The sequence below is a fragment of the Microbacterium ureisolvens genome (assembly GCF_015278315.1).
GTDB classification, from domain to species: Bacteria; Actinomycetota; Actinomycetes; order Actinomycetales; family Microbacteriaceae; genus Microbacterium; species Microbacterium ureisolvens.
Map to the genome: position 1 here is coordinate 15,289 of NZ_JADIJE010000008.1, position 16,999 is coordinate 32,287.

A 16,999-nucleotide genomic window follows, 5' to 3' on the forward strand; every position below is an offset into this window, starting at 1 on the left:
AGGCGATGCCGGGACGGGGTTGCAGCGGCGACGCGTCCGCGATAGTCCGCGTCGGGATGCGCGTGTCGGCGGGCGCTGACAGAGTGGTCCCATGAGCCGCATCGGAGCGATCTTCAACCCGTACACGCACTCTCCGGACGAGTTCCGCGACGCGGTGCTCGCCGCCGAGTCCGCCGGCGTGCCCGAGCTGTGGATCTGGGAGGACTGCTTCCGCCAGTCGGCGTTCGCGACCGTCGGCGCTGCACTCGCGTGGACCGAGTCGCTGCGCATCGGCATCGGCATCGCGCCCATGCCGCTGCGCAACGCCGCGGCGACCGCCATGGAGCTGGCGACGATCGAGCGGCTCTTCCCCGGCCGGCTGCTGCCCGGCGTCGGGCACGGGGTGCTCGATTGGATGGGCCAGGTGGGCGCTCGCGTCGCGTCTCCGTTGACGCTGATGCGGGAGTATGTGCCGGCGCTGCGCAGCCTTCTCGCCGGCGATGAGGTCACCGCCGAGGGGCGCTACGTGAAGCTGCGGGGCGTCCGCCTCGACTACCCGCCTGCCACGCCTCCGCTCGTGTACGCGGCCGCCGAAGGGCCGAAGACGCTCCGCCTCAGCGGTGAGGTCGCCGACGGCACGGTGCTCGACAGCGGCCACACCGCGGAGGAGTACGCGGTCGCCACCGCGGCGATCCACGACGCCCGCGCCGCCGCCGGGCGTTCCGGACACCACGATGTCGTCGCATACGTGACCACCGCCTTCGGCGACGACGCTGAGGCCCGAGCGATCGCCGATGTCGGTGACAAGCCCGACCCGGCGGCTCGCGCCCTCTGGGGCGACCCCGCGGAGGTCGCCGCCGGCGCCCAGCGGTTCTTCGACGCCGGGGTCGACGACGTGGTGCTCCTGCCCGCCTCGCGCGGCGACCTCGCCGAGTTCTACCGCGCCGCCGCCGAGGTGGCCCGCCTGGTGCCGGTGTCGGTCGCGTGACCGGCCTGCTGTCGCTGGGGATCGCGGCCGCGGCGGGCTCCGAGCTCGCGGCGCGCATCGCGCCGGCGGCCGAGGCGGCGGGGCTCCATGCCCTGTGGGTGAACGACACCCCGGGCCATGACGCGCTGAAGCTCCTGCACGCGGCGGCCGGAGCCACTGAGCGCCTCGGTCTCGCGACCGGCGTGCTCCCGGTGGACCGACGCACTCCCGATGACATCCTCACCGCCGCCTCCGGACTTCCCTCCGAACGGCTGATGCTCGGCATCGGATCCGGTCAGCTGAAACACGGCGGGCTCGAACGGGTGACGGATGCCGCGACCGCCCTCCGCGAACGCGGCGACGCCCGGGTCGTCGTCGGCGCGCTGGGCCCGAGGATGCGACGGCTCGCGGCGACGGCATCCGACGGACTGCTCCTGAGCTGGCTCACGCCGGGTATCGCCGCCGAGCAGGCTCGCAAGGCGCACGAGATCGCCCAGGCGGCCCACGTCGCGCTCTACGTGCGCACCGCGACGGATCCCGCGGCGAAGGACGCACTGGGCGACGAGGTCCGGCGCTATGCCGGATATCCCGCCTACGCTGCGAACTTCGGACGGCTGCGGATCGACGCCGCCGACACCGTGATCCGTCCCGGCGAGGTGCGCGACCGGATCGCCGCCTACCGCGCGGCCGCCGATGAGGTGGTGCTGCGAGCGATCACGCCCTCCGGCAGCGTCGACGACCACCTCCGGCTGATCGAGGCGATCGCCGAGTCGCTCGCATGATGCGGATCATCTCCCGCTGGGTGCTCGCGGCGCTGCTGCTCGCGGCGGGCGCATCGCACCTGACGTGGGGTCGCCGTGGATACCGGATCGTCGTGCCGGACTGGGCGACGAGCCTGCTGCGCACCGACAAGGACACGATCGTGGTGGCGTCGGGCGTCGTCGAGATCATGCTGGGCGGCGCGCTCGTCGCCCTGCCGGGCGAGCGCCGTCGGGTCGGCTGGGCGGTCGCCGCCTTCTTCGTCGCGGTGTTCCCGGGCAACGTGCACCAGTGGCGCACGGGACGCCCGGCACCGATGCTCCGGACCGACCGCGCGCGCTTCGTCCGTCTGCTGCTCCAGCCCTTGCTGGTGGCGTGGGCGCTGTGGAGCACCGCCGACCGGCCGGGCGGTCGCCGGTGAGCCGGCCGAGGGCCGTCGTCGCCGGCGCTTCCGGCTTCGTCGGAAGCGCGCTCGGCCACGCCTTCCGTGCGGACGGCTACGACGTGCGCACGATCGGCCGGACCGGCGCCGACGCCACCTGGCAAGACCCGGCGGGCGTGCGAGACCTCGTCGACGGCGCCGACATCGTGGTGAACCTCGCCGGCAAGTCGGTCGACTGCCGCTATACCGACGCCAACCGGAACGAGATCCTGCGCTCCCGGGTCGAGACCACCCGCGCCCTCCGCGACGCGATCGGCGTCGCGGCGGCGCCGCCGCCGGTGTGGCTGAACGCCAGCACCGCGACCGCCTACCGCTACGCGCTGGACCGCCCGCAGACCGAGACCGACGGCGAGCTGGGCGCGGGGTTCTCGGTGGATGTCGCGCGCACGTGGGAGGAGGAGTTCTTCGCCGGGGAGCTTCCCGGCACTCGTCGGGTCGCCCTGCGGATGGCGATCGTGCTCGGCGACGGACCGGCGACCCGCATCCTCGTCCGTCTGGCGCGAACCGGCCTCGGCGGAGCGCAGCATGACGGCTGGTGGTTCCCGCATCGCCGCTACCGCGGCATCGGCCCGCATCCGACGGGCGACGGGCGCCCGCCGTGGCACCGATCTCGAGGGCACCAGCGGTTCAGCTGGATCCACATCGACGACGTGGTCGGCGCCGTGCGCTTCGTGCGCGACCACCCCGCGCTCGAGGGGCCGGTGAACCTCGCGGCACCGGCGGCATCCGACAATGCCGCGCTCATGGCGGCGCTTCGACGCCTGGTCGGGGCGCCGGTCGGTCTTCCGGCGTGGCGGTTCATGCTCGAGCCGGCGATGTGGGTGCTGCGCACCGAGCCGGAGCTGGTGCTCAAGAGCCGGTGGGTCGCACCGGAGACGCTGACGGACGCCGGATACGCGTTCGCATATCCCGAGCTCGAGCCCGCACTGCGGGACGTCGTGTCGTCGCTAAGTCGTCGACGAGGCTGATCTCCAGCACGGGGCAGCGGCGTGTGCGGTGTCGGGGCCGGATGCGAGAATGCGGGCATGCTGCTGCGCGAGCTCGTGACGGCGACGGATGCCGTGGCCTCGACGTCGTCGCGACTGGCCAAGGTCGCCGCCCTCAGTGAGGCGCTCCAGAGTCTCGACCCAGACGAGATCGAGCCCGCGATCGGCTTCCTCGTGGCTGCGCCGCGGCAGGGGAGGCTCGGCGTCGGCTGGCGGAGTCTCAGCCAACTGCGGGTCGATCACGCCGCCGCGCCGACGCTGACGGTGGGCGACGTCGATGCGGCTCTCGACCGGCTCGCGACCGCCGACGGCCGGGGCTCGGTGGCGGCGCGCACCGCCGAACTCGAGGCGCTCGCCGGCGCCGCGACGGCACAGGAGTGGGACTTCCTCGCCCGCGTGATGCGCGGCGAGCTGCGCACCGGCGCGCTCGAAGGCGTGCTGCTCGACGCGATCGCCAAGGCCTCGGACCGCGATGCAGCGACGGTGCGCCGGGCCGCGATGCTGTCGGGCGACCTCGGCGCCACGGCGCGACTCGCGCTCATCGGCACGGCCGATGAGCTCGCGGAGGTCGGCCTGCGCGTCGGCCGGGGCGTCCTGCCGATGCTGGCGGCGACGGCCGGCTCGGCGACCGAGGCGCTCGCGACACTCGGGGGCGCGGCATCCGTCGAATACAAGCTCGACGGGGCGCGCATCCAGGTGCACCGCGACGGCGACGACGTGCGGATCTTCACACGGAGTCTCGCCGACATCACCCATCGGGTGCCCGAGCTCGTGGAGGCCGTGCGCGCACTTCCGGCCGAGCGGATGATCCTCGACGGCGAGACGCTGTCACTCGACGAAGACGGCGGTCCGCGGCCGTTCCAAGACACCATGTCGCGTTTCGGATCGATGGGCGACGACGCGGCGGCCGCGGTGCTGCGGCCGTGGTTCTTCGACATCCTGCATCTCGACGGTCGCGACCTGATCGACGAGCCACTGGCCACCCGTCTCGAACTCCTCGATCGCGCCGTCGGCGACGCGCGCATGCCCGGCGTCGTGACCGACGACACCGCGACAGCCGAGGAGTTCTCGCGGCAGGCGCTCGCGGCCGGCCACGAGGGTGTGATGGTGAAGGCGCTCGACGCGCCCTACGCCGCCGGGCGCCGCGGCAAGAGCTGGCTCAAGGTGAAGCCGGTGCTCACCTACGACCTTGTCGTGCTCGCGGTCGAGTGGGGCTCCGGCCGCCGTACCGGTCAGCTCTCGAATCTGCACCTGGGGGCGCTCGACCCGGAGGGCGTGTTCGGCGAGCCCGGAGGATTCGTGATGGTCGGCAAGACGTTCAAGGGGCTCACCGATGCGACGCTCCGCTGGCAGACCGAGTTCTTCCCGACCATCGAAACCCACCGGTCGGCGTATGCGATTCACGTGCGGCCTGAGACCGTCGTCGAGATCGCCATCGACGGCGTGCAGCGCTCGACGCGGTATCCGGGCGGGGTCGCGCTGCGCTTCGCGCGGGTGAAGGGGTATCGCCCCGACAAGCGCCCGGGCGAGGCCGACACGATCGAGACGCTGCGAGCTCTGCTGCGTGCATGAAATCGCGGGCGTGCCTCAGCGCAGCACCGCATAGCGGTGCTCGGGGCGGCCGGTCGACCCGTAGCGCAGGCGCACCTCGACCTGACCTCGCGAGGCCAGCGCGGCGAGGTGCCGCTGCGCAGTCGCGCGCGAGATCCCGACCCGCTCGGCGACCTCCGCGGCCGATGCCTCGCCGTCGCCGAGCCCCTCGAGGATCACCTGCTCGGTCGCGGTGCGCGACACAGAGGTCGCGTCCGCACTGCCGTGGACGATTGCCAGGGCGCGGTCGATCTGCTCCTGCTCGAGCGGGCGGTCGGTGGCGAGGAGATTCCGCATCCGCGCGTAGCGGTCGAGGCGCTCCGCCAGCACGCGGGCGTCGAACGGCTTCGTCAGGTAGGCGAGAGCGCCCGCGCGCAGCGCGCGACGCACGGTCGCGGCATCCGTCGCAGCCGACAGCACGAAGGCGTCCACGTCGACGCTCGCGACGAACTCGACGCCATCGCCGTCGGGCAGGAACGCGTCGACGAGCAACAGGTCCGGGGCATGCAGGCGCGCGGCCTGCCGCGCAGCCCCGAGCGAATGCACGGGGTCCAGCGCAGTGAAGCCGGCGCGGGCGGCCACGACGTCGCGGTGCAGTCCCGCCACGCGGAAGTCGTCGTCGACGACGAGCACACGGATGGGCTGGCTCATGCGTTCTCCTCTCGAGGGACGGCTGTGTCGCGGCGCAGCGCGCCGGGAAGCCGCGCGCCGAACACGGCGCCCGAACCGTCGCCGCCGGCGTCGATGAGCCACACCTCGCCGCCGTGTCGGCGGGCGAGGTCGCGCGAGAGGGGCAGGCCGAAGCCGTGTCCGTGCACCGCGTCGCCGCGGACCGCGTCCTTGGGTCGTGAGCCGGTGCGCGCGAACGGATCGCTCCCGATCGGACGGATGCCGCCGCCCGAGTCGGCGACCGTGACGACGAGTTCGTCGCCGTCGCCGAGCATCGCGACCTCGACCCAGCGGGGTTCATCGCCGGCGACCGCCGCGGTCACCGCGTTGCCGACGAGGTTGCCGAGGATCGCCGCGACGTCCTCCGGCAGCGCGACCTCGCTGAGCAGCAGAGTGTCGTCGGAGACCCGCACGCTCACGCCCCGTTCCCGTGCCGCGGCGCCCGTCGCGCCCAGAAGGGACTGCAGGAATGGGTCGGGGACGCGCTCGAGGCCGGCGACGGCGAAGTCGACGGCTCCACGTTCGGTGAGGTCGCCGAGGAATGTACGTGCCTCCTCGACGCGCTGCGCGTCGAGGAGTCCGGTCGCCACGTGCAGCCGATTGGCGAACTCGTGCCGCTGCACCCGCAGCGCCTCGGTCATCGCGCGCACCGTCTCGAGTCGTCCGGCGAGCGCCTCGACGTCAGTCCGATCGCGCACGACCACGACCTGGCCGAGCGCACGGGACTCGCGTCGTACCGGGCGGGTGTCCAGATACAGCACGCGGTCGCCCACCACCGCCTCCACCCCGGAACGGCCGTCGCGCACGGCGGAGCGCACCGCGTCCGGCAGCGGGAGGTCATCGAAGCGGCTGCCCACGGGCGCCTCGAGCCCCAGCATCCGCTCGGCCGCCTCGTTGCACACCCGCACCATGTCATCGGGGTCGATGGCCAGGACGCCGTCGCCCACGCCCTCCAGCACCGCCGCCTGATTCTGCACGAGCGAGACGAGCTCTTCGGGCTGGAGCCCCAGCGTCAGGCGTTCGAACCGGCGCCGTAGCAGGAGCGTGGCGAGGGTGGCGAGCGCGACGCCGCCGATCGCGGCGATCGCGATGGTCGCGATCAGGGCGGGCAGGTCGTCGAACACGCTCGCCCGCTCGAAGCCGACGCTGACCTCGCCGACCGGCTGGTCGACATCGTCGGCGTAGACCGGCACCTTCGCGCGGGCGGACTCACCCAGGGTGCCGACCTCCCAGTCGACCACTTCGTTGCCCTCGAGCACTTCGGCGAACGGCGTCGACACGACCTCGCCGAGCAGGGCTTCCGTGGGATGGGCGAGACGGATGCCGTGGTCATCGGTGATCACGACGAACAGCGCGTCGGTGCGGTCGGCGACGTCGGCGGCGATCTGCTGGAGCGGTCCGCCGCGCAGGTCCGCGGCATCCGGAGTTCCCGGATCCGCCGAGAAGGCTGCGATCAGCGACTTGACGTCGGGATCCTCCGCCACTGTCCGGGCGATGTTGAGGGCGGCCGCCTCGGACTCCGCGCGCAGCTGTCGCACGCCCAGCCAGCCGAAGACCAGTGCGCACACCGCCACGACGGCGGTCACCGTCGCCAGCTGCACGAGCAGCAGCCGTGTCGCGAAGCGCATGCCACCTCCCGGGCCGGCGGTCCACCGCACCCCGTGCGCCTCTGAGCAGAATGCGCAGAAGACACGCTACGCGCACAAGCTGCGGCAATGCGACTTAGCGCGCGACGACGGGGGTCGCGCGCCTAGCCTCTCGGGAGCGCATCGGCACCGGTGCGAGACATCACGCACCGCACGACGAAGGAGTCGACATGAACGCGGCAGCCCCCCTCCTGCTTCACGCCGCCGAGGCGGACCCCGGCTACGCCACCGCCTTCGTCCCGCCCGAGTGGGTGCTCGTGGCGCTGGGCTTCACGATGGTCCTCGTGTTCATGGCCCTGATCATGACGCGCCGGCTCACCCCGATGGTGGCGCTGATCATCGTGCCCACCGTCTTCGGGCTGTTCGCGGGCGCGGGGCTCGGCCTCGGCGACATGATCATCGACGCGATCGCGAGCATGGCGCCGACGGCCGCGCTGCTGATGTTCGCGATCATGTACTTCGGCATCATGATCGACGTCGGGCTGTTCGACCCGCTCATCCGCGTGATCACCCGGCTGCTCGGGGACGACCCCGCGAAGGTGGTCCTCGGCACGGCGATCCTCGCCGGCGCGGTGTCGCTCGACGGCGACGGCTCGACGACGTTCATCATCACGACGTCCGCGATGTTGCCGATCTACCTGCGCCTGGGCATGAGCCCCGTGGTGCTCACGTGCGTCGCGGGACTCATGAACGGCACCCTCAACATCGTGCCGTGGGGCGGTCCGACGGTCCGGGCGGCGACCGCCCTGGGTCTGCAGCCCACCGACGTCTTCGTGCCGATGCTGCCCTCGCTCGCGGCCGGAATCGTGATCGCGCTGACGTTCGCCTGGTTCCTGGGGCTCGCCGAGCGCAAGCGCATCGGCCGCATCGATGCTGCCCGTCTCGACGGCGGCGTGGGGCTCCCCGGCCCGCGGCTGTTCCGCGGCTCGGATGCGAAGCCGGGTGCCCGCGCGACACTGCGCACCGGCAACATCGTGACGCTGGCGGGCGGCCACGGAGGCGTCCCCGCCGCCACCGCCGTGGTCGATCGCGAAGACACCGCGATGGCCGACACGATGCTCGACCCGAACCGTGCGACGCTGCGGCCTAAGCTCATCTGGTTCAACCTCGCGCTGACGATCGCGGTGATGGTGCTGCTGGTGCTCGACATCTTCCCGCTCGCGTACGTCTTCATGGTCGGCGCCGCGATCGCCCTGGTCGTGAACTTCCCCAAGCTCAAGGGCCAGGCCGACGAGATCGTCGCCCACGCTCCGAGCATCGTCGGGGTCGTCTCGATGGTGCTGGCCGCCGGGGTGCTCGTGGGCGTGCTGAACGGCACCGGCATGGTCGATGCGATGGCGACCTGGATCACCACCGTGATCCCGGCGTCACTCGGACCGTTCCTCGCCGTGATCACCGGCATCCTGTCGATCCCGTTCACGTTCTTCATGTCGAACGACGCGTTCTACTTCGGCATCCTCCCGGTGCTCGCGCAGAGTGCGGAGCACTTCGGCATCGCGCCGGTGGAGATGGCCCGCGCGTCGATCACCGGGCAGCCGGTGCATCTGCAGAGCCCGCTCGTGCCGGCGATCCTGCTGCTCGTGTCGCTGGCCAGCGTGAACCTCGGAGACCACCACAAGAAGGTGCTGTGGCGGGCCTGCGTCGTGTCGCTCGCGATGCTGGCGGTCGGCGTGCTGGTCGGAGCGATCCCGCTCATGGCCTGAGGGCCGCCCCAGGGGAGTGCGGATCGTAGGATTTCGGCATGACCAAGGGACCGGCGCCGAGCGCCTCGTTCGAGCACCGCAGCTTCGGCGCCCCCGGCGCCGAGCGCACCGTCATCCTGATGCGCACGGGCGTCTCGACGCTGTCCGACCCGCAGCCGGAGATCACCGTCCGCCGTGACGCGCGCATCGTCGCGGTGGGGCTCACCGTCGACGACATCGACGATCCCGCTGCCTACCGCGGGGCGACGTCGGCCGAGGCCACGGCGGCGACGCTCGCGCAGTTCGCCGGAGCCGAGCGGCACGACCGACCCGTCGGGCTGGTCGGGGTCGGCGAAGCGGGCGAGCTGGCCATCATGGTGGCCGCTCACCTCGGTGAGGGCGTCGACCGGCTCGCGCTGGTGGCCGTTCCCCAGCCCACATCCGAGCTCGCCGGCTCCGAAGTGGCCGACCTGCTCGCACGCATCGCCGCCAAGACGCTCATCATGAACGGGCAGAACGACCCGGAGGCGGCTGCGGCCGCTGCGCGATGGTACAAGGAGCGGATGCCGTCGGCCCGGATCGAGATGGTGCCACGGACCGGCGACCCGACGTCCCGCCTGATCCTCGCCGACGTCTGGGAGCGCGTGCTCTCGCACGTGGCGCCCGGAACGGTGCGATGACGCGGATCGTCGTGCTCACCGGAGCGGGCATCTCGGCCGAGAGCGGGGTTCCCACGTTCCGCGGTCCTGACGGGCTGTGGGAGGGGCACGCGATCGACGACGTCGCGACGCCAGAGGCGTACGAGCGCGACCCCGACACCGTGCTCGCCTTCTACGACGCGCGGAGGCGGGCCGCGGCATCCGTCGTCCCCAACCCCGCCCACCGGGCGCTCGCGAGGCTCGAAGGCGCCATCGGCGAAGACCTCCTCGTGGTCACGCAGAACGTCGACGACCTGCATGAACGCGCCGGAAGCGGCAACCTCGTGCACATGCACGGCGAGCTGCGCCGCGCCCTGTGCCTGAACTGCGGTTCGCGGCCCACGTGGGACGGCGACCTGATCGATCGCCCTGCCTGCCCGGCGTGCGGAGAGCGGATGCTGCGACCCGACGTGGTCTGGTTCGGCGAGATGCCGTACGAGCTCGATCGGATCGAGCAGGCGGTCGTGGCGTGCGACCTGTTCGTCTCCATCGGCACATCGGGGGCGGTGTACCCGGCGGCGGGCTACGTCGCGCTGGCCGCCGCGTTCGGGGCTCGCACCCTCGAGCTCAACCTCGAGCCGACCGATGCAGCGGTGCCGTTCGACGATGCGCGCACGGGGCCGGCCGGCGAGCTCGTCCCGGCGTGGGTCGACGAGATCATCGCGGCGCGTTCGCCGCGGTCGTGATGCGAGAAGGCGCCGAGCGGATGCCTCCGCCCGGCGCCTTCGCCGTGTTCCAGCCCGCTATATCCTGGCGCCGCCCGATCGCAGCCGCGAGAGCGCGTCAACGGTCGCGGCGAGGATCAGGACGCCACCGGTCACGAGCAGGTTGATGCCGGCCGGCAGGCTGAGCAGACCCAGGCCGTTGGTGATGACGGCGATCACCAGGGCACCGATCGCCGCGTGCATCAGGCGACCGCGTCCGCCGAAGAGGCTCACGCCGCCGACGACGGCCGCGGCGACGCCCGAGAGCACGATGTCGCGCCCGACGGTCGCGTCGACCGTGCCGACGCGGGCCACGCTGAACAGCGCCGACACGACCGCGAGCATCGAGCAGATCACGAACGCCCACCACTTGACCCAGCGCACCTTGACGCCCGACCGGCGTGCGGCCTCGGCGTTGCCGCCGATGGCGTAGATGTAGCGGCCGAACTTGGTGCGATCGAGCACGAAGGTTCCGATCCACAGGATCACGAGCACGATGGGCACGATGATGGGCACGCCCGCGACCTCGTGCAGCGCGCTGCCGCGGTTCTGGTTCAGCATGTAGACGAATGCGCCGCCGATGACCGCGATGACGCCCAGCTTGATCCAGACCAGCGACAGCGGGCGGTTGGGGACACCGGCCTGCGTGCGGCGCATGCGGTCCCAGAACGACGTCGCCGCCGAGACGGCGAGGATGACGGCGAGCATGACCCAGCCGCCCCACACCGGCAGGTTGCCGTTCTGCAGGGCGATGAGCTCGGGCACCTGGACGCGGTACAGGCCGCCGTCGCCGATGATCAGCAGCGCGAGGCCCTGGTAGCCCAGGAACAGACCCAGCGTCACGACGAACGACGGGATGCCGACCCTGGCCACGAAGAAGCCGATGAGCGCGCCCGTCGCGAAGCCGACGCCGAAGCCCAGAAGCAGGGCGAGCGGCCAGGCGATCTGGAACTGGGTTGCGAGGACGACGAACACGGCCATGCCCACGCCGCCCGTGACGCCCGCCGACAGGTCGATCTCGCCGAGGAGCAGCACGAACACGAGTGCCATGCCCAGCATCACGAGCGGTGCGGCCTGATTGAGCAGGTTGGCGAAGTTGCGCTCGGTGAGGAAGTAGGGGCTCAGCGTCGCGAAGAGGATCGTCAGGACGACGAGGCCGCCGATCGCGGGCAGCGCGCCCATGTCGCCGCCGCGGACGCGCTGCCACCAGGCGCGCACCTGGTCGCCCACGCCGCCTTCGACGCCGCTGCCGATCATGTCGCCGGCCATCGGGTCGGGCCCGGCCTCCGTCCGGGTCACGCTGCTGGTCATTCCGCTCCTCCCTCGGTGCGCAGAGTGGACGTGTCGACGAGGTCGACGCCGCTCGGGGTCTTGGTTCCCGTGATGTAGCCGACGATGTCGTCGCGGGTGGTCTGCGAGGTGGGGATCTGCGCCACCATCTGGCCGAGGTACAGCACGGCGATGTCGTCGGCGACGGCGAACACGTCGGCGAGGTTGTGGCTGATGAGGACCACCGCGACGCCCTGCTCCGACAGTCGCTTGACGAGGTTGAGCACCTGCTCGGTCTGCGCGACGCCCAGCGCCGCGGTCGGCTCGTCGAGGATCACCACGCGGGCCTTCTTGAGCACGGCGCGTGCGATGGCGACGGTTTGCCGCTGGCCTCCCGACAGGCTCGAGACCTTCTGGCGGACCGACTTCACCGTGCGCACCGACAGCGAGCGGAGAGTGTCGGACGCCTCCTTCTCCATTCGCCCCTCGTTGAACGTGCCGTACGACAGCTCTTCGCGCCCGAGGAACATGTTCTGCACGATGTCGAGGTTGTCGCACAGTGCGAGGTCCTGGTAGACGACCTCGATGCCGAGGTGCGCCGCGTCGCGCGGGGCGTGCAGGTCGCGGTGGGTGCCGTCGATGAGGACTTCGCCCTCGTCGTACGGCTGCACGCCGGCCAGACCCTTGATGAGCGTGGACTTCCCGGCGCCGTTGTCGCCTACGAGGGCGGTCACCTTGCCGGGGTGGACCTTCAGATCGACGCCCTTCAGGACGCTGACCGGCCCGAAGGACTTCTTGACGCCGACCAGCTGGATGATCGGCTCGTCGCCGACGGCGGCGGGTGTGGTGAGGGTGGTGTCTGACATGCTCGCTTCCTTGCGGGTCGATCGTGCGAAGGAGGGTGCCGCGCCCGGTGGGCACGGCACCCTCGCGGTCGGGACCGCTTACTTCGTGATGCCGTACTCGTCGCACTTCGCGACGACGTCGGCGGTGCAGACATCGTCGTACGACGCGTCGCCGGCGGCGATGACGTCGCCGACCTCTTCGGGGCCCACCAGCTGCGGCGTGACGGCGATGTACGGGGTGCCGTCCTCGAGCTCCTGGTCGGCGCTCGGGGTCTCGCCCTGGAGGAGCGCGACGGCGACCTCGACGGCCGCCTCGGCCTCGAGCTTCACCGGCTTGTAGACCGTGGCGGTCTGCCAGCCGAGGAGGATGTACTGCAGCGCACCGACCTGCGCGTCCTGACCCGAGAGGGCCACGCCCGTGAGGTTGTTCTTCTGCAGGATCGAGATGACGCCGGCCGCGTTCGCGTCGTTCGCCGACCAGACGCCGTCGACCGTGCCGCCGAGCGAGGTCAGCGCCTGCTCGAAGTTGGTGGCCGACTTCTCCTGGTCCCAGACCCCGGGAGGCTCGGCCGCGGCGACGATGCCCGCGCCCTCCATGACCTCCACGGCGCCTTCCTTGAACATCGCCGCGTTGCCGTCGGTCGGGTCGCCGCCCATGTAGACGACCTTCGCGGTGGCCGGGTCCTTGCCGGCGGCCTCGAGGCCGTCGAGCACCGTCTGGCCCTCGAGGCGGCCCACCTCCACGTTGTCGAACGACACGTAGTAGTCCGCGCCGGTGAAGGGGCGGTCGTAGGCGATCACGGGGATGCCCTCGGCCTTGGCCTTCTCGGCGACGCCTTCGGCGGCGCCCTGGTAGTCGACGAGCAGCATGACGCCGCAGCCCTTGGTGAGCTGCTGGTCGGCGATCGTCGAGTACTTGTTGACGTCGCCCTGCGCGTTCTGGATGTCGGTCTCGAAGCCGGCCGACTCAAGACCCTCCTGCAGGTACTTGCGGTCGAAGTCCTCCCAGCGGTTCGAGGACTCGGCGTCGGGCAGGATCACGCACGCGCGGCCCGCGGCGTCGCCGCCCGCGTCGCCGCCGTCTCCGCCGTCACCGTTGCCGCCGGCACAGCCGGCCAGCAGCACCGCGGCGGCACCCGTGAGGGCCGCCACGGCGAGGAGTGAAGACTTCTTCATCTTTCGCCTTTCGTCGTTGAAGCGAGCGAGTCCCAGGATCGTCCCTGGCGTTCATCGCGCTGAAGCGATCATCGACGACGCTGATTCTTGTCGTCAAGTCTTGAACATAACGCTTTGGCAACGTGGCACCGCCAGCCCTTCGACGCGCGAGCGAGCGGCCGGACAGAGAGCGCTTACCGTGCAGAATGCTCGCGAATGCGGCATGATTTCGCCGTTTCGCGCAGGCGTACGGCCAAGCATGCCGAGGTGGTGGCCCCGCGTGTTCGTCAAGTGAAGACAGTGCGGACCGGTGGCGCTCAGGCCCGACCGGATGCCGCGCGGGTGCGGCGCGACAGCGAGTCGACGATGACGGCCAGCACCAGCACGGCGCCGGTGACCATGAACTGCACCGACGAGTCGAGGTTCAAGAGTGTCAGCCCCGACGAGATCGACTGGATCACCACGATGCCGATCAGGGCGGAGAACGCCGAGCCCCGCCCGCCGAACAGACTCGTGCCGCCGATGACGGCGGCGGCGATCGCGTTGAGGTTCACATCCCCGGTGCCCGAGCTCTGGTTCGCCGAGGCGAGCCGCGCGGCGGCGAGGATGCCGCCCACGGCCGCGAGCGTCGAGCACATCGCGAACACCGACAGATAGATGCGGTCGACCCGGATGCCGGCACGCCGGGCGGCTTCGACCGAACCCCCGACCGCGTACACGGCGCGACCCCACCGCGTGCGGGTGAGGACGAAGTTCATCGCGACGACCAGCGCCAGGAAGAACAGGAACATCACCCCGACACCGCGATCGAGGTTGAGGTACCACGTCGCGACCAGGAGGAACGCCAGGAGCACACCGCTGCGCAGCGCGATCTCGCCGTAGCTCTGACTGACGAGGTTCGCGGCGGCGCGCCGGCGCGACCGCCGCACGAGCGACCAGGCGAACGCCGCGACGGCGGCCACGGCCACCGCGTAGGACGCCCACGCCGGGAGGAACATCTGCTGCGCGAACTGCACCAGCCACGAGTCGAACGGGATCGCGATCGAACCGGTCTCGCCGAGCACCCACAGCTGCAGCCCCAGGAACCCCAGGAGGCCTGCCAGCGTGATGACGAAGCTCGGGAGCCCGAAGCGTGTGAAGAGGAACCCGTACAGAAGTCCCACCAGGCAGCCGATCGCGATCGCCGCGGCGATGGACAGCACGAGGTTCCACTGCAGCTGCACGAAGGTGACAGCGAGCACGGCCGCCGCGAGCCCCGACACCGAGCCGACCGACAGGTCGATCTCGCCCACGAGCAGCACCAGCACGACACCGAGTGCGATCGTCCCGATCGCCGCGCACTGCATCGTGAGGTTGGAGAGGTTCTCGCTGGAGAGGAACACCGGATTGAGCAGCTGGAACACCGTCCAGATGACGGCGATGCCGAGTACGACGGGGACCGCGCCCAGGTCGCCGCCGCGTACGCGTGCGACGAACGCCTCCATCGCATGGCGCATGCCGCTGGAGCTCAGCAGCCGCTCCTCGGTCAGCGGCTCCGCGAGCCGCTCTTCGCCCGGCGCGCTCATCGGCTGCCGTCCCCGCGCGGGCGGGCCGTGCGCCGGGCACCGCCACGGGGCATCCGGATGACGGTGCCGCCGGCCGTCTCCTCGTCCGTGGCCGCGGCCGCGGCGTCGAGAACCGGCTCGCCGTCGCGCGCGTGCGGCGCGGCATCCGCTCGATCCGGCCGGCGCATGCCGGAGTGGTCGACCGCTCCGGTGATGGCGGCGATCAGGATCTCGCTGGTGACATCGGCGACGTTGTACACGCCGTTGTTCCGGCCGAGGCGCAGCACCACGACGCGGTCGGCGACCGCCATCACGTCGGCCATGTTGTGACTGATGAGGATGACGCCGTGGCCCCGCTCGCGCAGCCGCTCGATGAGGTTCAGCACCTCGGCGGTCTGCGCGACGCCGAGGGCCGCGGTGGGCTCGTCGAGGATGACCACGCGCGGCTCGCCGATGAGAGACCGTGCGATGGCGACCGTCTGACGCTGCCCGCCCGACAGCGATGCGACGGGCACCCGCACCGAGGGGATCTTGGCGGAGAGCTCGCGCAGCAGCGTCCAGGTGCGCTGCTCCATGTCGACCTCGTCGAGCGTCGCGCCGTCGCGCAGCTCGCGGCCGAGCCACAGGTTCGCCACGACGTCGAGGTTGTCGCACAGTGCGAGGTCCTGGAAGATCGTCTCGATCCCGAGCTCCTGCGCATCGGCAGGGGAGTCGATGACCACCGGCTCGCCATCGAACTCGATGGTGCCGGCGTCGGGGGGATGCACGCCGGCGAGCACCTTGACGAGGGTGGACTTGCCCGCGCCGTTGTCGCCGACGAGCGCCACCACCTCGCCCTCGTTGACCCAGAAGTCGACGTCGGTGAGCGCCTTGACAGCACCGAAGTGTTTGCCGATGCCGCGCATCGTGAGCACGCGGTCGCGCGGTCGTCCCGTCCGCGGGTGCGTCATCGACATCCTCCGGACCCTACCCGATGCCCGCTGCCTCGCACGCATCGGCGTAGGCCGGCGTGCAGATGTCTTCGACGCTCCAGAAGCCGTCGGCCACCACGGTCTCCATGATGTCGTCGACCGTGACCGCCACCGGGTCGAGGAGCATGGCCGGCGTGCCCTGGATCTCCAGCGGCGCCGTCACCTCCTCGTCGTGCAGCAGCTTCACCGCGACCTCGGCGGCGAGCTCGGCCTGCGGCTTGATCGCCTTATAGACCGTCATGTACTGGTCGCCGGTGAGCAGGCGCTGGATCGCCGACAGCTCGGCGTCCTGCCCGGTCACGATGGGGAGCGGGTCGACGTTCGCGACCCGCAGCGCGGCGATGGCACCACCGGCGGTGGCATCGTTGGCGGCGTAGACGCCGGCGATCGCATCGCCGTGCTGCGCGATCTGGCCCGACACCCACTCCTGCGCCTTCTCGGGGTTCCAGCCCGGGGTGTCGTACTCGGCGAGCACCCGCAGGCCGCTCTCGTCGATCACGCTGTGCGCGCCCTCCTTGAACAGCGCCGCGTTGCTGTCGGTGGGCGAGCCGTTGACCATCAGGATGCCGCTGCCCTCGTCGCTCCCGCGCATGCCCTCGACGAACGCCGTCGCCTGGAGCACGCCCACCTTCTCGTTGTCGAACGAGATGTAGTACGCGAGATCGCCGCCCGCGACGAGCCGGTCGTAGGAGATGACCGGCACGCCTTTCGCATTGGCGGAGGTCACGATGCTCACCGCGGCGTTCGCGTCGACCGGGTCGAGCACGAGCACGCCCGCGCCGGCCGTGAGCGCCGACTCGGCCTGCTGCTGCTGCTTCGCGGCGTCCTGGTCGGCGTTTGCGTAGAGCACGCGGTAGTCGCCGAGCTCGGCGACCCGGGCCTCGAAGAGTGGACGGTCGAACGTCTCGTAGCGCGCGGTCTTGGCGTCGGGCAGCAGCAGCGCGATCGCGTCGTCGGCGGGGGTGCCGCTCGGCTGGGGTGCGCCGGTGCAGCCTGTCAGGACAGCGGCGGCGAGGAGCACGGATGCCGCAGCCGCCGCGATGCGGCGCCCGCTCGGGTGCCGCCGCGGCCTGTGGTGTCGCGTACGGGGCAT

16 protein-coding genes are annotated in these 16,999 nt (G+C 71.4%); 8 read left to right on the plus strand and 8 right to left on the minus strand.

All coding sequences use genetic code 11. From position 1 onward, the window contains the following. The first annotated feature begins 91 nt into the window (after positions 1–91). From IM767_RS12915 to IM767_RS12935, 5 genes are read left to right on the plus strand one after another with little or no spacing between them, the layout of a single operon-like run. A complete protein-coding gene (locus IM767_RS12915) occupies positions 92–967 on the plus strand; it encodes an LLM class flavin-dependent oxidoreductase (RefSeq protein WP_109210801.1) in 876 nt (291 codons plus the stop codon). After that, on the plus strand, positions 964–1,728 hold the full coding sequence (locus IM767_RS12920; RefSeq protein ID WP_109210802.1) for an LLM class flavin-dependent oxidoreductase: 765 nt from the start codon (positions 964–966) through the stop codon (positions 1,726–1,728). The genes IM767_RS12915 and IM767_RS12920 overlap by 4 nt, the downstream gene beginning before the upstream one ends. After that, positions 1,728–2,126: a DoxX family protein gene (locus IM767_RS20810; protein ID WP_109210950.1), complete on the plus strand. Its 399-nt coding sequence runs from the start codon at positions 1,728–1,730 to the stop codon at positions 2,124–2,126. The genes IM767_RS12920 and IM767_RS20810 overlap by 1 nt, the downstream gene beginning before the upstream one ends. Further along, positions 2,123–3,115, plus strand: a complete 993-nt coding sequence (locus IM767_RS12930; protein ID WP_109210949.1) for an epimerase — start codon at positions 2,123–2,125, stop codon at positions 3,113–3,115. Before IM767_RS20810 ends, IM767_RS12930 begins: the two co-directional genes overlap by 4 nt. 57 nt (positions 3,116–3,172) lie before the next feature. Next, the gene (locus tag IM767_RS12935; RefSeq protein WP_109210803.1) at positions 3,173–4,705 is read left to right on the plus strand and encodes an ATP-dependent DNA ligase; all 1,533 of its coding nucleotides are present in this window, start codon (positions 3,173–3,175) and stop codon (positions 4,703–4,705) included. A 15-nt stretch (positions 4,706–4,720) separates the two neighbouring features. Here the strand turns inward: IM767_RS12935 and IM767_RS12940 are convergent, their stop codons facing one another. Together IM767_RS12940 and IM767_RS12945 are read right to left on the minus strand one after the other, a co-directional pair. After that, complete coding sequence (locus IM767_RS12940) at positions 4,721–5,374, minus strand: response regulator (RefSeq protein ID WP_109210804.1); 654 nt, start codon at positions 5,372–5,374, stop codon at positions 4,721–4,723. Then, positions 5,371–7,020, minus strand: coding sequence for a sensor histidine kinase (locus IM767_RS12945; RefSeq protein WP_194398884.1), 1,650 nt, complete (start codon positions 7,018–7,020; stop codon positions 5,371–5,373). Before IM767_RS12945 ends, IM767_RS12940 begins: the two co-directional genes overlap by 4 nt. Before the next feature lie 188 nt (positions 7,021–7,208). Here IM767_RS12945 and IM767_RS12950 point away from each other — a divergent pair, with 188 nt between their 5' ends. The 3 genes from IM767_RS12950 to IM767_RS12960 are packed head-to-tail and all read left to right on the plus strand — an operon-like array spanning position 7,209 to position 10,104. Continuing rightward, on the plus strand, positions 7,209–8,741 hold the full coding sequence (locus IM767_RS12950) for a CitMHS family transporter (RefSeq protein WP_109210805.1): 1,533 nt from the start codon (positions 7,209–7,211) through the stop codon (positions 8,739–8,741). A 38-nt stretch (positions 8,742–8,779) separates the two neighbouring features. Next, entirely contained in the window at positions 8,780–9,400 is a 621-nt protein-coding gene (locus tag IM767_RS12955) for an alpha/beta fold hydrolase (protein ID WP_109210806.1), read from the plus strand. Further along, a complete protein-coding gene (locus IM767_RS12960) occupies positions 9,397–10,104 on the plus strand; it encodes an NAD-dependent deacylase (RefSeq protein ID WP_109210807.1) in 708 nt (235 codons plus the stop codon). Before IM767_RS12955 ends, IM767_RS12960 begins: the two co-directional genes overlap by 4 nt. Positions 10,105–10,161: 57 nt before the next feature. On the opposite strand, the gene IM767_RS12965 is transcribed toward IM767_RS12960, so the two are convergent. The 6 genes from IM767_RS12965 to IM767_RS12990 form a co-directional block, all read right to left on the minus strand. Beyond that, a complete protein-coding gene (locus IM767_RS12965; protein ID WP_109210808.1) occupies positions 10,162–11,433 on the minus strand; it encodes a sugar ABC transporter permease in 1,272 nt (423 codons plus the stop codon). Then, positions 11,430–12,257, minus strand: a complete 828-nt coding sequence (locus IM767_RS12970; protein ID WP_109210809.1) for an ATP-binding cassette domain-containing protein — start codon at positions 12,255–12,257, stop codon at positions 11,430–11,432. The genes IM767_RS12965 and IM767_RS12970 overlap by 4 nt, the downstream gene beginning before the upstream one ends. Before the next feature lie 78 nt (positions 12,258–12,335). Further along, positions 12,336–13,412 (minus strand): substrate-binding domain-containing protein, encoded by a 1,077-nt coding sequence (locus IM767_RS12975; RefSeq protein WP_109210810.1) that lies wholly within the window; start codon positions 13,410–13,412, stop codon positions 12,336–12,338. A 296-nt stretch (positions 13,413–13,708) separates the two neighbouring features. Then, complete coding sequence (locus IM767_RS12980; RefSeq protein ID WP_109210811.1) at positions 13,709–14,956, minus strand: sugar ABC transporter permease; 1,248 nt, start codon at positions 14,954–14,956, stop codon at positions 13,709–13,711. Continuing rightward, positions 14,953–15,885, minus strand: coding sequence for an ATP-binding cassette domain-containing protein (locus IM767_RS12985; RefSeq protein WP_109210812.1), 933 nt, complete (start codon positions 15,883–15,885; stop codon positions 14,953–14,955). Before IM767_RS12985 ends, IM767_RS12980 begins: the two co-directional genes overlap by 4 nt. A gap of 16 nt (positions 15,886–15,901) precedes the next feature. Continuing rightward, on the minus strand, positions 15,902–16,999 hold the full coding sequence (locus tag IM767_RS12990; protein ID WP_109210813.1) for a sugar ABC transporter substrate-binding protein: 1,098 nt from the start codon (positions 16,997–16,999) through the stop codon (positions 15,902–15,904).